The organism is Levilactobacillus zymae DSM 19395 (assembly GCF_001434115.1).
In the GTDB taxonomy this organism is placed as follows: Bacteria; Bacillota; Bacilli; order Lactobacillales; family Lactobacillaceae; genus Levilactobacillus; species Levilactobacillus zymae.
On sequence record NZ_AZDW01000034.1, the window covers coordinates 179,013 to 202,653 of the forward strand.

The window sequence follows — 23,641 nt, forward strand, 5'->3', positions numbered from 1 at the left end:
AAAAAGGAGCTCCCATGAATCAAAAAACACTAACCATCATGGAATATGGGCGGATCAAGCAAGCCATTCAGGGTTATCTGGTCTCGGCGGCCGGACAACACGAACTGGCTAAATTGCAGCCCACAGCCGACAGCAAAAAATTACAACGGTGGTTGGACGAGGCCCAAGACGGGGCGGACATCTACCGGTTGGAAAGCGGGATTCCGTTACCCAAACTGGATGACATTCGTCCGCACTTGAAGCGGCTAGCTCTGGAGGCCGTGTTAAACGGCCTCGAGCTGGCGCAAATCAGCCGGGTACTGTGGACCACGAGTTCCGTGGTCAAGTTCTTCGACCAACTCGCCGAAAAACAACTGACGTTACGGTTACTCAATCGCGAAGTTCGCGAACTGGTGACCTTACCGGACGTGACGTGGCGCCTACGCACATCACTGGAGGGCGACGGCCATCTGACCGACGACGCCTCTCCCGAGTTACGCCAGATTCGGCAACACATCGCGCAGACCGCCGCGGCGATCCGCGAAAACATGGATCAGTACACGCGGGGCAAGGACGCCAAGTATTTGAGCGAAACTATCGTCACGATTCGTGATGACCGGTACGTGATTCCCGTTCGTTCGGAATACAAGCAACACTTCGGCGGTATCGTGCACGACCAGAGTGCCAGTGGCCAAACGCTGTTTATCGAACCCCAAGCGGTCGTGAGTCTGAACAACCGCTTACGGCAGAATCAAATGGACGAGCGCCATGAAGAACAACGACTCTTGGCCGAATTGACGGCCTTACTCACGCCGTATCAGGATGAGATCTTACGCAACGCCGAGATTTTAGGTCACTTGGACTTTATCAACGCCAAGGCCCGTTACGCTCACCAAATCAAGGCGACGGAACCCAAGCTCTCGTTGGCAAACCAGGTCAACTTGCGGCAGGCGCGTCACCCGCTGATCGACCCCAAGAAGGTCGTGGCCAACGACATCGCCATTGGCAAGGACTATAAGACCATCATCGTGACGGGGCCCAACACCGGTGGGAAGACCATCACGTTAAAGACGTTGGCCCTGGTCCAACTGATGGGACAGTCCGGGTTATTCATCCCGGCCAACGAAAATAGTGTCATCGGGGTCTTCGACGACATTTTTGCCGACATCGGGGACGAACAGTCCATTGAGCAAAGCCTGAGTACCTTCTCCGGCCACATGGAAAACATCGTCAGCATCCTAAAGCAGGCCGACGACCGCAGCCTGGTCATCATCGATGAACTGGGTGCCGGGACCGACCCGCAAGAGGGGGCGGCGTTAGCCATCGCGATTTTGGACCAGATCGGGACGCTGGGTAGTTACGTGATGGTCTCGACCCACTACCCCGAGCTGAAGGCTTACGGGTATAACCGGCCGGAAACCATCAACGCCAGCATGGAGTTCGATGCGGACAGTCTTCAACCGACCTATCGTCTGTTGATCGGGATTCCGGGACGCAGTAACGCCTTAGACATTGCCGCCCGCCTGGGGATGCCGAGCCAGGTGGTGGCTGCCGCCCGGGGGTTGACCGACCAAGATAGTCAGGACTTAAACGCCATGATCAGTGACTTGACCGAGCAGAAACGCTTAGCCGATAGCCATGCGGCCAACCTGGAAAGTCAACTGACCGAGGCTACGGAACTGCACGACCAGTTACAAAAGCAGTTTGACCAGTACCAACACCAGAAGGATCAATTGTTGTTGGACGCCAAACGGGAAGCGAACCGGATTGTGGACGAGTCCCGCAAACGCGCCAACCAGATCATTAGTGACCTGCGCAAGAAACAGTTAGACGCCGGTAAGAGCGTGGTCAAGGAAGACGAACTGATCGCCGCGCAGGGGGCGTTGAACGCCCTGCAACAGGATACTGGGTTACGGAAGAACAAGGTCTTACGGCGAGAAAAGGCCAAGCACACCTTCAAAAAGGGTGATAGTGTCCTGGTCAAGTCGTATGGCCAGACCGGGGTGCTGATGCAGCAACTCGACGACCAACACTGGGAGGTCCAACTGGGCATCTTGAAGATGAAGATCGCCACGACCGACCTCGAGAAGGCCGCCGATCCCGCTAAATCCAAGAAGCAACCACGGGCGTCGATTCGGCGAACGGGGTCCAACGGCATGTCGCCGACCCTGGATTTACGGGGGCACCGGTACGAAGAGGCCATGGCCGAAGTCGACCGGTACATTGATTCGGCCTTACTGGCGGGTTATCCGTCCGTGACCATCATTCACGGTAAGGGGACCGGGGCGCTGCGCAAGGGCGTGACCGACTACCTGAAACGCAGTAAGCGCGTGAAGAGCTTTGGTTTCTCGCCGGCTAACGCCGGGGGTGACGGCTCGACCATCGTGCGACTCCAGTAACCGAAAAACCGGTTGTGAGCAATTCAGTTGTTATTTGACCCGATTCTGGTAGACTAATGATTGTAGACTTTTTAGCGCTACTGGTTATTAATCATCCCTTTAAGGAGGCAGTATTATGGTAGCAGAAACAACGGACAAGACCTTCGAACAAGATACGGCAACGGGTGTCACGTTGACTGATTTTTGGGCAACGTGGTGTGGCCCATGTCGCATGCAATCACCAGTGGTGGAACAATTATCCGAAGAAATGAGTGATCAGGTCACGTTCAACAAGATGGACGTTGACGCGAACCCGAACACGCCCCAATCCTTTGGCATCATGAGTATCCCAACGTTATTGGTGAAGAAGGATGGCGAAGTGGTGGACTCCATCGTGGGTTACCACTCCAAAGACCAACTAAAGAAGATTCTGGCGCAATACGTTGAAGCCTAACGGGCAGCGCTAAAAAAGCGGATTCCTGGTCGGAGTCCGCTTTTTTTAAACCGTTATTTCGATTGTTGGGGCGTGTCGGGCGTCTCCGGCGTGTCTGGGGCGATAACGTCGAGGGGGGTCGGCGCATCGTAATCGGGGATCACGTCGCTGGGGTCCGTGTAGACGTCGAACGTTACGGCCTGGTCCCGCAGTTTACGACTGGTTTCCACCAGTTCGGCTTCGGCGCTGATGCCCAGTTGTTGGGCCATCATTTCGGCGAGAAAACCGGCTTCTAGAGTGAAATCATTATCGGCCTTCAGTTGTTTGCGGAGCTTGACGGGTTCGCCACTGAGCTGCCAACGGGTCATTTCTCCCGTTTGCTTAAGTAAGGTCAGCGTCCCAAAGCCCACCTGTTGGAAGAAGATGGCGGCATCCTTAGGGTTACCCAACGGAAATTTGCGGGCGAGGGATTTCCCTGCCCAGTAACCGATGGCCCCCTTATCGTCCCCCAGTAATTCCGGAATAAGCGCGTCTCGAATGATGAGCTGTGGCAGGTAGGGCGCCCCCGCAGCGTCGCTCATGACGGTTTGGTATAAGTTTTTCACGATGATTGACTCCTTCGTCCAAAAGTTTTCTCTAATTTGTAATTATACTGTAATTATACCTTAAAAAATCCCAGACACTAGGGACCAGCCAATTTTAAAACTTTTTTATAAGCCCACCTTGCTTATTGGGGCGGCGTGGTTTTCTAGCATCTGGCTTGAAACCGATTTATAAAAAGGCGATAATATAGGTTCAAGTAAGATTGAGGAGGCGTGGCGTCATGCGCAATGCGGCAATTGGATTTATGGACTCGGGCGTGGGTGGTTTAACGGTGTTAAGGGAAGTTCAACGGTTACTTCCCACGGAAAAGACCGTTTATTTGGGCGATCAGCAGCGGCTCCCGTACGGCCCGCGGCCCCAAAGTGAGGTCTTGACGTTTACGCAACAGATTGCGGCGTTTCTTCAACGCCACGATCACATCAAATTGTTGGTGCTGGCGTGCAATACCGCGACTGCGGCGGCGTTGCCGACGTTACAACAAACCCTGGCGATTCCGGTCGTGGGGGTGATCGCTCCGGGAGCCCGAGCGGCGGTGCAGGCCACCAAGACCCATAAGATCGGGGTGATTGCCACCGCCGGGACCGTCAAGAGTCAGGCCTACCAGCAAACCATCCTGGCCCAAGATCCCCGTAATACGGTGACCAGTCTGGCCTGTCCCGAGTTTGTGCAGCTCGCGGAAGCCAACGACCTGGCGTCACCGCACGCCCAGCAGGTGGTGGCGGATAAACTGGCTCCCCTGCAAGGCACGCAGATCGATACCTTGATTCTGGGCTGCACGCACTTTCCACTGTTACGGCAGGTCATTCAACGGGTGCTGGGGCCGGGTGTGCAACTGATCGATCCCGGTACCGCCACCGCCAACGCGGTCACGGCGTTACTCGATTACTGGAACCTGGCGAATTCAACGGGCCAGCCGCAACCGCAGGCGACCTATTATACGACCGGAGAGGTGACCGGCTTTGACCGGGCCGCGAACCATTGGCTCGATACCACCCCGGTCCACGCGCAGGCAATTTCCCTAGAGACGTTAACCCAAATTGATTTGGAGGCTGAATAGAATTATGGCAGATACTTTAGTCATTGCGACCACGAACGCCGGGAAGGCCCGGGAGTTTCGGGCCATCTTTGAACCCAAGGGCATCACGGTCAAAACGTTGGCCGATTTTCCCGACCTACCGGCGGTTCCCGAAACCGGCAAGACCTTTACCGAAAATGCGCAACTTAAGGCCACAACGGTCGCGCAGGCGACCCAGTTACCCGTGTTGGCCGATGATTCCGGTCTGATGGTCGACGCCCTTAACGGCGAACCGGGCATCTACTCGGCGCGCTACGCCGGGGATCACGACGACGAAAAGAATAAAGTGAAATTGTTGACTAAGTTGGAAGGCGTTCCGGCAACCCAGCGGACAGCGCGGTTTCATACCTCGCTGGTGTTGGTCAAGCCCAACGGTCACGAACTGGTGACCACGGGTGAGGTGGTCGGCACGATTCTGACCGCCCCGCGGGGGACCGACGGCTTTGGTTATGACCCGCTGTTCTTCGTGCCGAGCGAACACCAGACCTTTGCGGAAATGCCAATGGCCAAGAAGAATCAGTTGAGCCACCGGGCTAAGGCTACGGCGGCGATGTTACAGGAATTTGACGAATGGTGGGAGGCGTAGAGATGGCTCGCTGGTTAGTAATTAGTGACAACCATGGCGATCGCGCCATTCTCGACACGTTGAAGCACCAATTCCATGCCGACGCGGTCTTTCACTGTGGCGACTCGGAACTCGCCGCCGATGATCCCTGGTTCGACGGGGTCGCGGCCGTTCGGGGCAACATGGATAGTGATGACCGCTTTCCGCTGGTGCTAACGCCCGAAGTCAACGGCTGTCGGGTCTTGTTGGCGCACGGTCACCGCGATGCCGTGAACTGGGATCTGACCAAACTCTCCTTACACGCCCAAGCCGTTGGGGCCCAAGCGGCCTTTTACGGGCATACGCACGAACTGGCCGTCGAGATGGCGGGGGGCTGCTTGTTCCTGAATCCGGGCAGCATTAGTCAGCCCCGCGGCGAGTTTCGCCACTTGGGGGGGACTTGCGCGGTGGTAACCGTGACGCCCGACCAGTGGCAGGTCCAATACTACACCCGCGACGCGCGGCCCGTGACCAAGTTGCATTTTACGTTTGAACGCTAGGCAGAAAGGATGACGGTATGTTAGATCCTGCAGTCGCCGCGTTACTCCGTCAGAGTCCTAAGAGTTACGTGATTTCGGCGGATAAGGTGGCCAACGTGACCGCCACCAATAATTTAGAGCACGCGTTGATGGTGCTTTCCAAGGTGGGGTACACCCGCATTCCGGTCCTATCACCGGATGACCACCTTCAGGGGATGTTGGCGTTATCGGCCGTGACCGACCGGCTCTTACGGGTTCCCGGGGCGGCCGTGGACCAATTAAGTGGGGTCCAGGTTGCCGAAGTAATGCAGCCGATTCGTCACTGGGTCGACGATGCCACCAAACTGGAAACGATTCTTAATTTATTGGTGGACGAACCCTTTATCCCCTTGGTCGATGCGGAGATGACCTTCCGGGGAATCATTACGCGGCGGGAGATTTTAAAACGCGTGAATTACTTAGCCCACAACCTGGATAAGCAGTACCAGGTTAGCCCACGTACCGACGTGGCGGTGGGTGACTAGAAGTGAAACCGCAGCCCCAGACAGCGAAAAACGTTGTCTGGGGCTTTTTGGCGTTGCCGGTGAAATATGAGATAAGGTATAACTGACGGAATGTAGATGATAAAACGGCTAATAATGAGTTGATTAACATTAATAATAACGAACGATTTTAAAATAAATCGTAAAAACAAACGGTAACTTTCGTTGGGGTCTGAATGATCAAGAAAGAATTGTTGTCGATTGATGGTAACTATTAATCGATAATGGATAATCGTATATTAACTCATTAATTTTTCATAAATGCCCATATATTGAAAACAATAAATGCAATTCAGTTATTATAAAATTTTGTATATGGACGAAATAATCCCGTCATGGTATGCTGTATGCATAAAATGTATTAATTAATAATTGTGTGTTGTGCTGGATAAATCCGAACATTATTTAAGTAGAAAGGAAAACCATAGGATGCTTAATAATCGCTTGAAACCAACCAACCGTCAACGTCACCAGTGGCTGTACGTGAGTGCGACCGCCCTGGCGTTAGCCTTAGTCGCGACCACCAACGAAACGGCGCATGCTGAGACGGCGGCCGACCGTTCGACCGAGCACCAGCAGGTCACCCAACCCAGTGTGGCGCAAGCCCAACAGGTCACCCTGACCCCGGCAACGCCGACAACGGACCCAACCCCGACCGCCCCGGCTGACGAGGTGACAGAGGAGCCCGCCACCCCGGTGACCACCACCGACGAGACGCCGGCCGTCACGGCACCGACTGACGTTACCGAAAATGAAACCGCTGACACCGAAAAGACGCCTGACGTTGAGAAGCCGGCCGCGGTGACCACCACCACCGAAAAGAGCGATGCCCCAGCTTCAGCCGCGGCCCCGGTCACGTCAACCCAGCCGGTGGTCTCCGCTGACAAGCCCGCGTCGACTGCCAATTCCCCTGAGCCGCGAGTAGCCCGCGCAACGACCTTTGCAGCGGCCGCGGCTCCGGTCACTCAGTCGTTAAGGACGGGGAACGTTGCCACCGCCGCGACGACCATCGACGACTGGATGCCCAATAAAGTGATGCAAGGGAAGGTGTTAAAGGCCCTCCAAAAGTTGTCCAATCCGGGAAAGACTTGGGCCAGTGTCCAAGACATTACCCAGGATGATTTAGCCCTATTGGACAAGCTATCTTTGGAGGATACCTACTTGGACGGGGACCAGGTCTATTCGCTGGAGGGGCTCCAATATGCCGTTAATCTGACCTATCTGAGCCTAAATAGCGGGTTGAATGCCCCCTCTGGTGCTTACTATGGCAACGTCACGGACATTTCGCCGTTGGCTGGATTGACCAAGTTGACCCAGTTAGATATTCAATACAATCGCATCAGTGACCTCACGCCACTGGAAAATTTAACGAATTTGAAATCGCTGTCGACTTCGTTTAACCGGATCGCCGATTTTCGACCCTTGAAGGATCTGCCGAAGTTAACCGATTTTACTTATGGTAATCAAATTATCGTGAGCGACACCCCGGCTTACGTGAAGCGTTCGGAGCGGACGGCCCACCTCGCAAGTACCATGTACCTGCGGGATGGCACCCAGATCGTCCTCACTCCTAAGGCGGAGGTCGGGGAACCCGTGCAACTGACGTCCAGTTTCCAGTTTTTCTATAAGTGGTATTTCTCGGGCTCGGATGTCGCGAACAACGAGGTCACCACGGATGGCCACGGTGGGTTGAATTTTACGAACCTCAAGGACCAGAAGTCAGGAATTACGGGGACGTACAACGGAACCACCGTGGTTCCCGTTGAGAATTACTACTATTTAACGGGGGCTTACAAGGAAGAAGGAATCGTGTACTTTGCGGCCGTACAGCCTTACGTGCTCTACGATAGTGCCGTGACCGTGCATTACCAGGACGAGCAGGGCCGGCAGTTGGCCGCTGACCGGGTACTATACGGCAACGTGGGGGACGACTATACCACGGAACAGGCCGTGATCGACGGGTATACGTTTAAACAAGTCAACGGCAACGCCACGGGGAAATTTACCGACACTGATCAAGAAGTGACCTACGTCTATACCAAGGATCAGGCTGCCCAGGGCACCGTGACTGTCCATTACGTCGACGAAACGGGAACGGCGCTTGCGGACCCGACCACGCAAACGGGTGATCAGGACAGCACCTACACCACGACGCCCATCGACATTCCGGGCTACACGTTAAGTGAGACGCCGGCGAACGCGACGGGGACCTTTACGGACGGTAACCAGGACGTGATCTACGTTTATACCAAGAACGCCGTAGCGAAGGGCACAATTACCGTGCACTACGTCGACGAGGCGGGTAAAGCCCTCGCCGACCCAACGACGCAAACGGGTGATCAGGACAGCACCTACACCACGACACCGGTCGATATTCCGGGTTACACGTTAAGTCAAACGCCAGCGAACGCGACGGGGACCTTTACGGACGGCAACCAGGACGTGATTTACGTTTATACCAAGAACGCCGTGGCAAAGGGGACCATCACCGTACATTATGTCGATGAAGCGGGTAAGGCCCTCGCCGACCCAACCACGCAAACCGGCGACCAGGACAGTACCTACACTACGACGCCCATCGACGTTCCGGGCTACACGTTAAGTGAGACGCCGGCGAACGCGACGGGGACCTTTACGGATGGCAACCAAGACGTAATCTACGTTTATACCAAGAACGCGGTAGCGAAGGGGACCATCACCGTGCATTACGTCGACGAGGCGGGTAAAGCCCTCGCCGACCCGACGACACAAACCGGTGAACTGGATAGCACCTACACCACGACACCAATTAATATTTCGGGCTACACGTTGAGTCAAACGCCAGCGAACGCGACGGGAACCTTTACGGACGGTAACCAAAACGTCATCTATGTTTACACCAAGAACGCGGTAGCGAAGGGGACGATTACCGTGCACTACGTCGATGAAAACGGGAAGGTCATCGCCCCCGCCACGACCCAGACTGGCGACCAGGGGAGTGCCTACACCACAAGTCCACTGGACATTACCGGCTACACGTTGCAGCAAACCCCAACTAACGCTACGGGGATCTTCACCGAGGGCAATCAGGACGTGACTTATGTCTATCGGGCTACCATCAGTGGTGGCGGCGATGGGGATGGCGGTACACCGGGCCCAGAGAAGCCCACGCCACCAACCGCACCAGAACCAACGCCAACCCAACCGGAAACGGGTGGGGACGGCGACCAACTCGTTAACGGTGGCGACACAGCGGGGGGCGTGTCAACGACGCAACCAGCCGCCGGCACGCCGGTGACGCTTGGCACGGCAACCGGTCGCAGCACCGAGAGCGTCAAGTCAACCACGCCAGCGGCCAAGGCCCTACCGCAGACCGACGAACAAACGACCAAGACGGGGCTTTTCGGTCTAGTGGCACTCGCCTTGAGTGGTCTCGGGTACGCCCTGTTTCGCCGGAAGAATTAAGGACTAGCGGTTAGCAAAACCATCAATGACTTAAGTATCAGATGATTTAAAAACAGGCAGCTCCCAGATGATGGGGGCTGCCTGTTTTGGAAACTTAAGTTAAGCTTTGGGTGACGTGACGTTATGGGTTGGCAGGTGAATCCCGGCTTGCCGGATGGCCTTCAAATAAGCGGTCAAGAAAGTCGCTTGCAGGTTGAACTGACTGCCGTTCTTGGTCATCAAGACCACCTGGTAGACCAGTTCACCGGTCGGCAGGGTCACAATCCCGATGATGGCCGGCTCATCAATGATGCTGGGATGCTGGGGCACTAATTTGGCGTTGACCGCTTCAACGATGGGGCGGAGTTCCTCGACCGGCGTGGTGGTCGCAATGGGAATGTTGACCAGCGCGCGCATGTTGTTGCGCGACCGGTTGGAAATAATGGTGATGTTTCGGTTGGGGATGAAGTTGATGGTCCCGTCGGCGCCGGTCACCTGAGTGGTCCGCAGACCGATGGCCGTGACGGTCCCCTCGATGGTCCCGATTTTGACCGAATCCCCCACGTCGAGCTGCTGCTCCATGAGAATGGAGATCCCGGTGACCAGGTCACTGACGAACCCTTGGGCGCCCAGCCCTAACGCCAGACTGAAGATTCCGGCCCCGGCGACCAGCGTGCCCACGGGAACCCCCAGGGTAGAGAGAATGGCGTAGATCCAAAAGAACAGGATCGTGTAGTGAAAGAGGTTCATGGTCAGCATGCTGATGGTCTGCAGGCGGTTGTTGGACTGGTCCTTGTTTTGAAGGTAGCGTTTAAAACTCCGGTTCAAGATGGCCTTACCAATGAGGTTGATCAAAAAAAACAGGATGGTCAGGGAGACCAGCGATAAGAAGCGACTGGTGACCAGGTGTAAAAAGGACTCCCAATTAAAGGATTTAAGGTAATTTTGAAACCATTGATTGGATTTTAGTGCCGTGGTGACGGCTGTTTGGATCGCCAAGAGACGAACCTCCTTTGACTAAATTTCTAGGAATGGCCCGAGCTGGCCAAACTAGTTTCTAGTTTAGCAGACTTTGGGGGCACCGCCTACGTTCCCGGGAAAATTGACCGGTCCAGGTAGGGTTTTCATTGCACGCCTGGCGCGACAATGCTATTCTATTGGTAAGTAACCAAGTACAAGGAGGGGTTGTCATGACCGGTGGACAAATAGCAGGCTTGATCGCAGCGATTGCGTTGTTGATCTTGGTGCTCTTCATTGGAATGTTCTTAGTAAAGTTGAACAAAACGTTGGGTGAATTGAATCGCTCGATGAAGACCATGACCAGTGACGTCGATACGTTAAGTCATCAGACGGAAAACATTATGGCGAACGCCAACGAATTGTTGGCAGACGTGAACCAGAAGGTGGCTAAAATCGATCCCGTCTTTCAGGCGGCGGCTGATTTGGGTGAAAGTGTCTCCGATCTGAACACGGCAACCCGGAAATTAACGGATCGCGTGGGAGAGACTGCTAAGAAATCCGCGACGAGTTCGCTGGCCGCTCGGGTCGGTAAAACGGCTTTTGATCTGTACCGGAACCGGAGTCGTAAGAACAAAGCGAACGATTAATACGGAAGGGAAGTCATCAGAATGGCAAAACATAAATTATTAGCAGGTTTAGTTTTAGGTGGCGCGGCCTACGCCGCTTACCACGCGTTAGATCTGGAAAAACGCGAGGCGTTAAAGGACATGGCGCGCGAACAATGTGATGCCTTCAAGGACCGGGCCATTGATTACGCCTTTTACGCGGCCGATGCGTTAGACGATTTTAAGGAAAATCTCAGCGAACGCATGGGCGAAAAAACCCCAGATGAGGGCGTTGAAGATTGGCGGACAGCCACCGATGATACCGCGGATGCCACCGATGACGACATCGTGTTGAGCAGTGACGATGTGCCGACGATGACTGCGGATTCGACGAGTGAAACGCCAGCGTCAACCACGGCGACCCCGACGGATGAACCGACGCCCGAGGCCCCAACCGATACCACTGATACCGAAAATTCAGAAAAATAAGCAAACAAAAACCGTAGCGCGAGGGCTACGGTTTTTTTGTTGCGATTAACCCACGTAGGTCAAGTCTTTAGACGTATGGGTGAACGGTAAACTCCCGTCGGCCGTGACGTGGACACAGTCTTCAATCCGGACGCCGGCGACGCCTGGAATGTAGATGCCGGGTTCAATGGAGAAGCACATGCCGGGTTCTAAGACCAGGTCGTTGCCCGCCATGATGGATGGAAATTCGTGATCACTCATGCCCATTCCGTGACCTAACCGGTGAATGAAGTATTCGCCGTAACCGGCCTTAGTGATGATGTCACGGGCGATTTTGTCGAGTTCCGCGGCGGTCATGCCCGGTTTCACGGCGGCTTGGGCCGTTAATTGCGCTTCAAGGCAGACGTCGTAGATTTCCTTTTGCTTGGCGGTCGGCGTGCCTAGGGCCACCGTCCGGGAAGCGTCGGAGATGTAGCCGTCGTAGACCGTTCCTAAGTCAAACAAGACCAGTTCGTTGTTTTGGAACTTGGTGTCGTTAGTGGCACCGTGCGGTTCTGCGGCGTGGGCGCCGGCTTGCACCAGGCTCCCGAAGGACATTTCCATGATGCCTTCCTTCATTAAAGCGTATTGCAGTTCGGCCACGGCGGATTGTTCCGTCTTGCCCGCCTTAACGGCCGCAAATCCGTGTTCGAAGGCGAAGTCGTCCCACTTACCGGCGATTTCCAGTTTCTTGATTTCGTCAGCCGACTTGATCAAGCGCATGTGGTCGATGAAGCTGGTAATGTCGATATCGAAGGCCGGAGCGGTGAATTGAGCGCCCAGCGCTTCCATGCGGGCGACTTGCAGTTGGCCCTTTTCCAACGCGATGTGCGCGGGGTTAACGTGGCGTTGTTTGATTTGGTCGCCAATCATGGCCCAGGGATTTTCGTGATCCAGGTAACCGATGACTGGGAAGGCCCAACCCGTTTCCTTGATGACTTCGACTTCTAAGGCTGGTGCGAAGATGAAGGGATCTTGGTCGGGGAAGACCACTAAAGCTAAGACCCGTTCGATGGGGTCGCTCCCAAAGCCGGTTAAATATTGAATCGTTTTGGGATTACTTAAGTAGGTTAAATCCGCGTGTTGATCTGCAGTCCATTGCTGGATCTGTTCGAGTTTTGTCATGTCATCACCCTTTCAAAAGTTAGCCCTATTATAGCATAGCTGGCCTCTTGGCTTGAAAATTCCATGAAATTAGGGTATTCTTTGATATGAAAGCGTTTTCAACTTGCGTCTGAAACTAACTTTTTGTATACTAGTTCAAGTCGCATGAAAACGGATGAAAACAAATCAAAACAGTAAAGAAAGGGCTATCGTTATGGAAAAACAGACAGTAACAATTTACGATGTGGCGCGTGAGGCGGCAGTCTCCATGGCTACCGTATCTCGGGTGGTTAACGGCAATCCCAACGTTAAACCAGCTACGCGGAAGAAAGTTTTGGAGGTCATCGACCGCCTCGACTATCGTCCCAATGCCGTTGCGCGGGGATTAGCTAGCAAGAAGACGACCACTGTGGGGGTCATTATCCCCGACGTGACTAACGCGTATTTTGCTTCCCTAGCCCGCGGAATTGACGATATCGCGATGATGTACAAGTACAACATTATTTTGACCAATTCCGATGAAAATGGTGGCAAAGAGGTCCAGGTCTTAAACACCCTGATGGCCAAGCAAGTTGACGGCATTATTTTTATGGGTAACCGGGTAACCCCCGAACTCCGTGAAGAATTTAAACGTTCTAAGGCACCGATTGTTTTAGCGGGCTCCGTTGACGCTGAAAAGTCGCAACCTAGCGTGAACATCGATTACGTGGCGGCGGTTGCGGAAGCCGTGAAGAACTTAATCGACCACGGCAACCAGAAGATTGCCTTCGTTTCGGGGCCGATGGACGAAGCCATCAACCACGATTACCGGTTGAAGGGGTACAAGAAGGCGTTGAAGGACGCCGGCTTGACCTACGACGAGAAGTTGGTCTTTGAAACGGATTACACCTACAAGGCCGGCCAAGCGCTCGAACCCGCTTTGACCGCTGCTGGGGCGACGGCCGCTTTTGTCGGGGACGACGAACTGGCCGCCGGGGTTATGAACGGTTTGACCGACGCCAAGATCGACGTGCCGGGTGACTTCGAAGTGATCACCAGTAACGACACCAAGCTGACCGAATTAGTTCGGCCTAAGATGAGTTCGATCACCCAACCCCTTTACGATATTGGGGCCGTGGCGATGCGCTTATTGACCAAGTTAATGAATAACGAAACGGTTGAGGAAAATACCGTCATCTTACCTTACGGCTTGATGAAGCGGAGTTCCACGAAGTAGTGTTTTAGAGAGCGGCGAAATTCTTCGGAATTTTGCCGCTTTTTTGCGCGAACTTAAGGCCGGCTTAATCCTTTACCCAACTAAATGTGCTACAATGAAAAACAATTAATTTTGTGATGGAGGTGGCTGGTGTGAGTGCTGAGAGTCGAATGGCGCGCTACCATTTTGCGGATGAAGAGCCGTCGCAACAACAGCCGAAACCCACAACGTATCACCGCCGACCGGCGTTAGCGCGCTGGGGGGCCTTGTTAGTCCTCTTGTTGACGGTGACGTTGGGCCTTAAATTGACCGTGTTTAACGCCACGTACACGGCGGGGGTCGTTTCCCGCTCGACGGTGGGGGAGAAGGTCATCAACCGCTTAAATAACGACCTCAACGATTTGGGCGTGACGGGCGATCCCGTTACCGCGAGTGTGATTCAACCGTATCTGGCGCAGGGGGTCACACAACTGTACGGTCAGGAAACGACCACGGTGGACGCCACGGAACTGACGAACGCCATCAGTGCGCAGGCCAGTTCGGCGGGCGTTACCGCCAGTTCTGCATTAACCACGCAGGTGGCCAAGCAGGCGCAAAAGTTAGTGACCAAAGCGTTTAACACGTCGGCCATGCAGGAGGCGGCCGCGCGGTTACAGCGGGCGCGCCAGTTAAACTTTTATGGGCTGGTCGCCGCGCTATTGTTGCTGGTGGTCACGCTGATCTACGCGTTAAGTATCCACCACTTTCTGGGCAGCCTAGGCCCTAGTTTGGCCTTAGGTGGTCTGCTCACCATCTTGGTGGGACTTGCGGGGTGGCTGGGGCTACCGTTGCTGGTGACCACATCGACCGCCAGTGTCACGGCACTGTTAACGGCCGTCGGGCACAGTAGTTTGAGCGTCGTGATCTTTGCCGGTGGTGCGGAACTGATTTTGGGCCTCTTGGTCCTCTTGGGCCATCGAACCTTTCGCCAGGCTTAGTGCGGGCGACCTCAACGGTTAGGTTATGAAGATTAACGTCAAAAGTGACCATTATTCCGGAATTGGGAATAATGGTCACTTTTTGAGTGAAGCGGTTTTTGACACAGGTTTCGCCGTATACGATTTAAGTGGTCTGCAAGCGGACGTCGTTCAGAATGTCCTGTAGCGAAATGCGGGCCATTTGGGCCTCGGCGGCGGCCTGAACCTCACTGTAGTAGTGGCTCAACGTTTGCGGCATGGCCACGCCGACCGGACAATGTTCGGAGGTGTGCCGGTCCACATTCAGTAGGGCGGGGTCGCCGGGTAAGGTCCGGTAGACGTCACGCAGCGTGATGGCTTGCGGCTCGCGGGCTAAGGCCAAGTTCGTGGTCCCGTGAGTCTGGACTAGAAGACCGTGCTGCTTGAGGTTAGCCATGATTTTACGCACCAAACTGGGAGACGTTTCGAGGCTACTTGCCATTTCCTGACTGGTGATTTTTCGGCCGCCAAAGTAGGCCACATAGGTTAAAACGTGGAGGGTATCACTGAGTTGGGTATTTGCCATGGTTTCAGCTCCTTTGAAACAATTGTGTATTACATTCTATAACACTTTTCACAAAACGTCATCTTAAAAGGTTTAATTAATCTTTTTAAGAACTAGTTATTGACAATTTTTCAGAAATCGGTTAATTTATAAGTGTACTTAAAAATAATACACTTTTTTGGAGGGATTGCGTTATGGCAGAGATTACGATTTTTGGTAAGGGTAACATGGGACAGGCAATTGGTGGGTTGATGACTCAGGGCGGCAACCAAGTGACCTACTTGGGGCATGCCGATGCCGTCACCGCGTTAGGATCAATCGTGGTCTTGGCGGTGCCGTATCCGGCAGCGCTGGCCATTGCGAAGGCTAACGCCACCCAGTTGGCAGGGAAAGTTGTTGTGGACGTCACGAACCCGTTAGATTTTGATACCTGGGACGGGTTAGTGGTACCGGCCGACAGTTCCGCGACGGCCCAATTGGCGGAACTATTACCCGAATCGCAGGTCATTAAGGCGTTCAACACGACCTTTGCGGGAACGTTAGTGGCCAAGCAGGTCGGCGGTGCGGCACCGACCAAGGTCTTAACGGCCGGGGATTCCACCGAAGCTAAGCAGGCGTTAACGACCGCCTTAGCGGGCAGTGACGTGGCCGTGATCGATGCGGGTTCGTTGAAACGCGCCCGGGAACTTGAGGCTTACGGGTTCCTGCAAATGACGTTGGCCGCCAATGACAAGATTTCATGGAACGGTGGCTTCGCCGTCTTAAATTAACTTTCATAATCAACGCCCCGCTAGGCACCACTAGCGGGGCGTTTTTTGACTGGTTAGATTGGTTACCGTTAGAAGCCGGGAAAGAACGATTGTAAGCGGAATCAAAAATATTTGTGACAGGAACCTTTGTATAGTGTAAAATAAATTATCACTTAAAACTATCGCGATGCAATAAGGGTTGCTGATTGGTTATGTTTCACTTATAGATAATAGTTGCATTGAACGAGTTATCAATTAATATATGTGGTGAGCAAGAAACCATCGTGCGGTTTAAGCTATCGCTTTGGGGGGAATCCGATATGTCAATGACACGACACACAACGAAAAAAACACAAGAAAGTAAATATTTGATGGCGGCGGCCATCACCGTGGCAACCTTAGGAGTAGGGGCCACGACGACGATTCCGGCACACGCGGCCACGACTGACCCGCAAACGGCCACGACCAGTCAAGCAACTTCGGCGGCCACGGCCGCGCAGACGGTCAGGTTGACGCCCAGCTCCGCGGCCTCATCCGCGGCTAGTTCGGTGGCCAGTTCGACGGCCGCTTCGTCGCAAACGAGTCTGACCAGTAGCACGGCTAGCGTTGCGGCTTCGAGTGCCGCTCCGATTAGTGCGGCGCCGGCCTCAGTGGCCTCAGCGGCGACAATGACGACCACGGCAGCGTCGACGGCACCGGTCAGTTCTGGGGCGGCTTCGGCGGCCGCTAACCAGGCTGAAGGCGTCGTCACCAGTTCGGCCACCAGCGCGGTCGCGGCCGCTACGGCGGGAACCAGTAGCGCGGCGCCGGCTAGTGCCGCCACGACTAAGACGCCGGTCGCCTTGGCGGGCGTTCAGGCTAGAGCGGCTAGTGCCACGCCGGCCTATACGGACAGTAGTGTCTTTAATTGGCAATTGAATGCCGACGGGACGGCCACCATCACCGGGCTCAATCAAAAGGTGAGTGGCGTCATGAGCATTCCGCCGACCTATACGGTGAACGGTAAGACCTACACGGTGACCAACATCGGGACCGCGGCCTTCGCTTCGGATACCGGTATGACGGATGATCTGACCGGCGTCGACTTTGCCAACGGGCTGACCACCATTGGTGACTCGGCCTTTGCCTACCTGGGGAACTTACAAAACGTTGATTTCTCGGCGAATACGACCTTGACGACCATCGGGAATCAAGCCTTCGTTTCATCGGGAATCAATCAATTAGTCTTACCGGCCAGCGTGACCACCATTGGCAACGAAGCCTTTACCTATAATAAGAATCTCACCAGCGTCACGTTGCCGGCGGGGTTGACCAGTCTAGGGAATACGGCCTTTGCCAGCAGTGAAGCGTTAACGACGGTCGATTTAAGCCAGGCCACGCAACTGACCGCGTTAAGCGACCACGCCTTCGAAAACGACCCACTGACCAGCATCACGATTCCGGCAAACATTCAAACGATTGGGGCCAACACCTTCGCCAACAACCTGTCCTTGAGTAGCGTAACTTTTGCACCGGATAGCCAGTTGACCAGCATTGGCGAAAATGCCTTTATTTATGACGGGAAGATCAAGTCGTTGACGTTGCCGGCCAACCTACAAACGATTGGCAATCAGGCCTTTCTGGCGAACGTGGGTCTGCAAAGCGTGACGTTGAACAGTCAGTTACAAAGCATCGGCAATCAAGCCTTCACCTATGATTCGGACTTAAATACGTTGAATCTTGACCAGGCGACCCAGTTAAAGACCATCGGCAACGGGGCCTTCGAATACAACGCGTTGACGGGCGACCTGACGACCCCTGCTAACTTGACCAGCATCGGGGATTACGCCTTTGCGGGGAACCCCATCGACGGGCTGACGTTAAATAACGGGTTGGTCAGTGTCGGGGACTCGGCCTTCATCTATAACCATTTGACGGGCACCCTGACCATTCCCAACACGGTCACGACCGTGGGCAACATGGCATTTTACGGTAACGAGTTGACCGGGGTCACCATTCCGGCGGGCACGACCATGGGCCAAGACGCCCTGTCGTATAACCGCATCACGACTTTGACGGGGCCGACCACGACGGTACCCCTCGCTAACGAGCAGATGGTCACCGCGTTCGAGACGGCGCCGTCCGTGATCCCACTCACGACCTTATTTACATTGGACCTGGGCGGTCTGACCACGGCGGACCTGCAGCTGACGAACCTGAGTGACGGGGTCACGTTACAAAATGGTCAGTTGATCATTCCGGAAGGCGTGAACAGCTTTAGTTTTGACTGGGCGTTACCGTTAGCCAATAGTGCCGAACCGATTTATAGCGGGCATTACACGGTCGTCTTGGATAATCCCGACATCAAGGTCATGGATTCGACCATCTTCGCCGGGACGACCTGGACGCCCAGTGATAACTTCGTGAGTGCGGTCACGCCGAGTGGAACCACGGTGCCATTGGCCGATTTGACCATTGACGGTACGGTCAACCCGGACGTTGCCGGAACCTACACGGTTACTTACCAGTACGGGACGGATCAATCGACGGCGACCATTAAAGTGGTTAAGCGTTCGGGCACCTACACGGTCACGGGACCAGCCGTCACGCAAACCTACACGGGTGGTTCCGTCACGTTGAACGCCAGCCAGTACGCCATCGTCTTACCGAACCCCGATGGCTCGACGATTAAATTACGAAACGGCGACTTAGAAACGCCAACGGCGACGGCTGCCGGGACCTACGCGGTGACCTTGTCGCCCCAGGGAATCGCGTATTTGAACCAACAAGCGGCCTCGCAAATCTATGATTGGACGAATTCGGCCGATACGGGATTGACCTATACGATTACGCCGGCGCCTATGACGATTACCGTGGCGGACCAGACTAAGTACGTGGGGGATGCCGACCCAGTTTTGACGGCGACGGTCACGAACACCGCGCCAGCAGGGGCGTCCGTCAACTATACGTTGGCGCGTACCGCGGGAGAAGCGGCCGGGACCTACGCCATTCAAGCCACGCCCACTGATAATCCTAACTATAACGTGACGGTAAGGGACGGAACGTTAACGATTCTGCCATCCGAACAAAGTTTGACGGGCTCCGATTATGTAATGACGGTCGGGGATCCCGAACCGACGTTGACAGACTTTAACGCCACGGCGACGAACAACCATGGGACCACGATTCCGGTCACCATGGACCTGAGTCAAGTTGATTTGACCAAGGCTGGGACGTACAACGTGGTTTTGAGTACGGCGGACGGCCAGAGTAAGACGGTGACGTTAACGGTCAATCCATCACAACAGAGTTTGACGGGTTCTGGTTACACGATGACGGTCGGCGACCCTGAGCCAACGTTGACGGACTTTAACGCTACGGCAACGAACAACCATGGGACCACGATTCCGGTTACCATGGACTTAAGTCAGGTTGATTTGACCAAGGCCGGGACGTATAACGTGGTTTTAAGTACGACAGATGGTCAGAGTAAGACGGTCACGCTGACCGTCAATCCGTCACAACAGAGCTTAACGGGTTCCGATTACACGCTGACGGTCGGTGACCCTGAGCCCACATTGACGAACTTTAACGCCACGGCAACGAACAACCATGGCGTAACGATTCCGGTCACTATGGATATGAGTCAAGTTGACTTGACCAAAGCCGGGACGTACAACGTGGTTTTGAGTACGGCGGACGGCCAGAGTAAGACGGTGACGTTAACGGTCAATCCGTCACAACAGAGCCTGAATGGTTCAAACTACACGATGACGGTCGGCGATTCCGAACCAACGTTGACGGACTTTAACGCGACAGCCACAGATAATCATGGCACCACAATTCCGGTTACCATGGACTTAAGCCAAGTAGATTTGACCAAGGCTGGAACGTACAACGTGGTTTTAAGTACGACAGATGGTCAGAGTAAGACGGTGACGTTAACGGTTAACCCATCACAACAAAGTTTGACGGGTTCCGATTACACGATGACGGTCGGCGACCCTGAGCCAACATTGACGGACTTTAACGCGACAGCCACGGATAATCATGGCACCACGATTCCGGTAACGATGGATATGAGTCAAGTTGATTTAACTAATGCCGGCACGTACAACGTAGTTTTAAGTACGGCAGATGGTCAGAGTAAGACGGTGACGTTAACGGTCAATCCATCACAACAGAGTTTGACAGGTTCCGATTATACGATGACGGTCGGCGATTCCGAACCAACGTTGGCGGACTTTGGGGCCACGGCAACGAACAACCATGGCGTAACGATTCCAGTTACCATGGACTTAAGTCAGGTAGATTTGACTAAAGCCGGCACGTACAATGTGGTCTTGAGTACGACAGATGGTCAGAGTAAGACGGTTACCTTAACCGTTAATCCATCACAACAAAGCCTAACGGGTTCAAACTACACGATGACAGTTGGTGACCCCGAGCCAACATTGACGAACTTTGACGCCACGGCAACGGATAATCATGGCATCACGATTCCGGTCACTATAGATATGAGCCAAGTTGATTTGACCAAAGCTGGGACGTACAACGTAGTTTTGAGTACGGCGGACGGTCAAACTAAGACGGTCACGCTGACCGTTAATCCGTCACAACAGAGTTTGACGGGTTCCGATTACACGATGACGGTCGGCGACCCTGAGCCAACATTGACGGACTTTAACGCGACAGCCACGGATAATCATGGCACCACGATTCCGGTAACGATGGATATGAGTCAAGTTGATTTAACTAATGCCGGCACGTACAACGTAGTTTTAAGTACGGCAGATGGTCAGAGTAAGACGGTGACGTTAACGGTTAACCCATCACAACAGCGTTTAACAGGTTCCGATTATACGATGACTGTCGGTGACCCTGAACCAACGTTGACGGACTTTAACGCCACAGCAACGAACAACCACGGGACCATGATTCCAGTAACGATGGATTTGAGCCAAGTTAACTTGACGAAGGCAGGTATCTATAATGTAGTTTTGAGCACGACTGACGGTCAGAGCAAGACAGTCACGTTAACCGTATCTCCGTCGCAACAAAGCTTAACGGGTGCCGATTACACCATGATGGTCGGTGATCCCGAACCAACGGCCACGGACTTTAAGGCCGCGGCAACAGATCGTCACGGCAAGGCTTTGCCGGTCACCTTGAACCTAGGAACGGCTGATTTAACCCAGGCCGGAGATTACGCGGTCACGTTAACCACCGCAGATGGTCAAAGTAAGACGGTGACGTTACACGTTAGCGCCTCGAAACAAAGTTTAACCGGAGATGATTACACCATGGCGGTCGGCGACCCAACACCAACGGCTACCAGTTTTCACGCCCAAGCGACTGATCGGCAGGGCGCCGTCATTCCCGTTACGGTAGATTTGAGTCAGGTCGACTTCACGCAACCGGGCACGTACAATGTGGGGTTGAGCACGACAGACGGTCAAAGCAGGACGGTCACGCTGACGATTGTAGCGCCGATTGCCCCAGTTGACCCCACTGATCCGGTCGATCCGACTGACCCAGAAACGCCAACAACACCAACTGATCCGGAAACGCCAACTACACCGGTTGACCCCGTGACACCAACTGACCCAGAAACGCCGACCACGCCGGTTGACCCAACCACGCCAACTGACCCAACGACGGACCACGAAAAGCCAAGTACCGCGGGCCAGGGTGATCATCCGGTAACGCCAACGGCTCCAGTAGCACCAACCACTGAAACGCCAACCGAATCGGTGGCACCGACTGGACAGACCACGGCGCCAACAGCCAAGCTGGTCGTTAAGCACGGTCATGCGGCCGCCCAAGGGATGCCGACGACCCCAAGTCGCCAAGCTACGTCGGCGAAGACCGCGCAACCAACCACGCCGACAACGGCAAAGAACGCAACGATCACACCGACGAATCAGCAGACCAAGTTACCTCAGACCAATGAACACCCAACCACGGGCTGGTCACTATTGGGCTTGATTTTAGGGGCGCTAGGTCTCAAGGCATGGCGCCGGCAAGACCGTGATCAACACTAACGCAATTAGCAGCTGAAACACCGAAAAGCCGCAACCAGGTAAACGTCTGGTTGCGACTTTTTTCGTTATCGAATTAAGCGTGTTGCCACTTCTTTTCGAAGTGGTTGAGGAGCCGGGAGGCGGTGAAGGTCAGGATGAAGTACAACACCATGATGACCACGATGGGCGCGACGCCCCGGTAGGTATCGGACCGCACGATGTTGCTTTGGTAAATCAGTTCGGAGACCCCGATAATCGACACGATGGAACTATCCTTGATCAGGGTGATGAATTCGTTGCCCAGCGACGGCCAAATGTTCTTTAGGGCTTGCGGTAAGACCACGTAGCGCAAAGTCGCCGTGCGCGTTAGCCCCAGGCTCCGCGCGGCTTCGGTCTGACCCGCATCGACGGAATTAATGCCGCCCCGGATGTATTCGGCCACGTAGGCTCCGGAATTTAACGAGATGGCGATGATTCCGGAGGTCAGGGCGGGGAGGTTCACGATGAGGCCTAGTCCGAAGTAGACGAACATGACTTGGACCATCATCGGCGTGCCCCGGATAAATTCGACGTAGGCGGTGGCGAGCCACCGGCCGGCGGTCTGCAGGAGACCACCGTGGCCTAACCGCAGTAGCGCTAGGAGAACGCCTAAGATAAAGCCAAAGAAGACGGCACACACGGTAATGATTAAGGTGTACTTGACCCCGGTCAGGAAGGCCTTCCAGTAGTGCCACATGCTGGTGTTGACCGTGTTGGTCTTTAAGTATTGCCCCGCGGCGGGCAGGTAGTCTTTGTTGATCAGGTCCTGATGCTTGATCTGGTCGACGGACTTGTTGGCGGCGGTTACCAGAGCGGTCGAGCCCTTCTTGAAGGCGACCGCGGTACTGGTGTCGGCGGCGCTGAGGTTAAAGTGGCTGGGAATCATGACCAATTGCTTGTTATTGGCGACGTAGGCCTTGGCGGAAGGCTTTTCCATGGCCACACCGGCGACCTTATGACTTTGTAAGGCCAATACCAGGTTGGAGATGGTGGTCATCCCCTTGATGGTGGTTCCGGTGGTCTGCTTTTTGGACTCGTTGTACAGGGTGGTCCCGGTTTGGGCCCCAAGATTCTGGCCCTTGAAGGAATCCTTATCCTTGTACCGGCCCTGGTCGCTCTTGTTGATCACGATGCTGTAGCCGCCCTGGTAGTAGGTGTGGGTAAAGGCCACGTTTTTGCGCCGGGCGGGGGTGGGGTTCATGCCGGAAATGACCATGTCGACCTTACCGGTTTGTAGGGCGACCAGCAAAGAATCGAAGGACATCGATTTGATGACCAGTTTAACCCCCAGGTCCTTGGCAATCTTTTGGCCCACGGCAACGTCCATCCCCACGACTTGGGTCTTGCCGTGGATCGTGGTTTCAAATTCGTACGGGGGATAGTCGGGGGCGGTCCCCATGACCAGGGTGCCCTTCTTTTGAACGGCGGTGAGTGAGTGGTCGGTTGCGGCTTGAGCGGTCGTGG

The 23,641-nt window shown here is 54.5% G+C and carries 18 protein-coding genes; 13 read left to right on the forward strand and 5 right to left on the reverse strand.

From position 1 onward, the window contains the following. The first annotated feature begins 14 nt into the window (after positions 1–14). On the forward strand, positions 15–2,378 hold the full coding sequence (locus tag FD38_RS08765; protein WP_057733333.1) for an endonuclease MutS2: 2,364 nt from the start codon (positions 15–17) through the stop codon (positions 2,376–2,378). Positions 2,379–2,493: 115 nt separating this feature from the next. Further along, the gene (gene trxA, locus FD38_RS08770) at positions 2,494–2,811 is read left to right on the forward strand and encodes a thioredoxin (RefSeq protein WP_057733335.1); all 318 of its coding nucleotides are present in this window, start codon (positions 2,494–2,496) and stop codon (positions 2,809–2,811) included. 53 nt (positions 2,812–2,864) lie between these two features. Here the strand turns inward: trxA and FD38_RS08775 are convergent, their stop codons facing one another. Next, positions 2,865–3,395 (reverse strand): YslB family protein, encoded by a 531-nt coding sequence (locus FD38_RS08775; RefSeq protein ID WP_057733337.1) that lies wholly within the window; start codon positions 3,393–3,395, stop codon positions 2,865–2,867. A 218-nt stretch (positions 3,396–3,613) separates the two neighbouring features. On the opposite strand from FD38_RS08775, the gene racE reads away from it, so the two are divergent. The 5 genes from racE (at position 3,614) to FD38_RS08800 (ending at position 9,537) form a co-directional block, all read left to right on the forward strand. Next, complete coding sequence (racE, locus tag FD38_RS08780; RefSeq protein WP_057733340.1) at positions 3,614–4,450, forward strand: glutamate racemase; 837 nt, start codon at positions 3,614–3,616, stop codon at positions 4,448–4,450. A 4-nt stretch (positions 4,451–4,454) separates the two neighbouring features. After that, positions 4,455–5,054, forward strand: coding sequence for an XTP/dITP diphosphatase (locus FD38_RS08785; RefSeq protein ID WP_057733342.1), 600 nt, complete (start codon positions 4,455–4,457; stop codon positions 5,052–5,054). A gap of 2 nt (positions 5,055–5,056) precedes the next feature. Then, positions 5,057–5,572: a YfcE family phosphodiesterase gene (locus tag FD38_RS08790; RefSeq protein WP_057733344.1), complete on the forward strand. Its 516-nt coding sequence runs from the start codon at positions 5,057–5,059 to the stop codon at positions 5,570–5,572. Between the two features lie 17 nt (positions 5,573–5,589). Further along, the gene (gene cbpB, locus FD38_RS08795; protein WP_057733346.1) at positions 5,590–6,075 is read left to right on the forward strand and encodes a cyclic-di-AMP-binding protein CbpB; all 486 of its coding nucleotides are present in this window, start codon (positions 5,590–5,592) and stop codon (positions 6,073–6,075) included. Positions 6,076–6,522: 447 nt separating this feature from the next. Then, positions 6,523–9,537 (forward strand): MucBP domain-containing protein, encoded by a 3,015-nt coding sequence (locus FD38_RS08800; protein ID WP_057733348.1) that lies wholly within the window; start codon positions 6,523–6,525, stop codon positions 9,535–9,537. 99 nt (positions 9,538–9,636) lie between these two features. Here the strand turns inward: FD38_RS08800 and FD38_RS08805 are convergent, their stop codons facing one another. Further along, positions 9,637–10,509, reverse strand: a complete 873-nt coding sequence (locus FD38_RS08805; protein WP_057733422.1) for a mechanosensitive ion channel family protein — start codon at positions 10,507–10,509, stop codon at positions 9,637–9,639. Between the two features lie 197 nt (positions 10,510–10,706). On the opposite strand from FD38_RS08805, the gene FD38_RS08810 reads away from it, so the two are divergent. Together FD38_RS08810 and FD38_RS08815 are read left to right on the forward strand one after the other, a co-directional pair. Beyond that, entirely contained in the window at positions 10,707–11,123 is a 417-nt protein-coding gene (locus FD38_RS08810) for a DUF948 domain-containing protein (RefSeq protein ID WP_057733350.1), read from the forward strand. 21 nt (positions 11,124–11,144) lie between these two features. Then, positions 11,145–11,570, forward strand: coding sequence for a hypothetical protein (locus FD38_RS08815; protein ID WP_083485323.1), 426 nt, complete (start codon positions 11,145–11,147; stop codon positions 11,568–11,570). Between the two features lie 45 nt (positions 11,571–11,615). Here the strand turns inward: FD38_RS08815 and FD38_RS08820 are convergent, their stop codons facing one another. Next, complete coding sequence (locus FD38_RS08820; RefSeq protein ID WP_057733352.1) at positions 11,616–12,713, reverse strand: M24 family metallopeptidase; 1,098 nt, start codon at positions 12,711–12,713, stop codon at positions 11,616–11,618. A 193-nt stretch (positions 12,714–12,906) separates the two neighbouring features. Here FD38_RS08820 and ccpA point away from each other — a divergent pair, with 193 nt between their 5' ends. Both ccpA and FD38_RS08830 read left to right on the forward strand, forming a co-directional pair. Continuing rightward, complete coding sequence (ccpA, locus tag FD38_RS08825; protein ID WP_057733354.1) at positions 12,907–13,908, forward strand: catabolite control protein A; 1,002 nt, start codon at positions 12,907–12,909, stop codon at positions 13,906–13,908. Positions 13,909–14,039: 131 nt separating this feature from the next. Continuing rightward, on the forward strand, positions 14,040–14,864 hold the full coding sequence (locus FD38_RS08830) for a hypothetical protein (RefSeq protein ID WP_057733355.1): 825 nt from the start codon (positions 14,040–14,042) through the stop codon (positions 14,862–14,864). 124 nt (positions 14,865–14,988) lie between these two features. Here FD38_RS08830 and FD38_RS08835 read toward each other — a convergent pair whose 3' ends face one another. Further along, the gene (locus FD38_RS08835) at positions 14,989–15,408 is read right to left on the reverse strand and encodes an Rrf2 family transcriptional regulator (protein WP_057733356.1); all 420 of its coding nucleotides are present in this window, start codon (positions 15,406–15,408) and stop codon (positions 14,989–14,991) included. Between the two features lie 173 nt (positions 15,409–15,581). Between FD38_RS08835 and FD38_RS08840 the strand changes: the two genes are divergently transcribed. Both FD38_RS08840 and FD38_RS08845 read left to right on the forward strand, forming a co-directional pair. Next, complete coding sequence (locus FD38_RS08840) at positions 15,582–16,157, forward strand: NADPH-dependent F420 reductase (RefSeq protein ID WP_057733358.1); 576 nt, start codon at positions 15,582–15,584, stop codon at positions 16,155–16,157. 299 nt (positions 16,158–16,456) lie between these two features. Next, entirely contained in the window at positions 16,457–22,159 is a 5,703-nt protein-coding gene (locus tag FD38_RS08845; protein WP_083485324.1) for a leucine-rich repeat protein, read from the forward strand. 73 nt (positions 22,160–22,232) lie between these two features. Here FD38_RS08845 and FD38_RS08850 read toward each other — a convergent pair. Continuing rightward, positions 22,233–23,641: ABC transporter substrate-binding protein/permease (locus FD38_RS08850; protein WP_057733362.1), on the reverse strand; the 1,409-nt coding region annotated here is incomplete at its 5' end.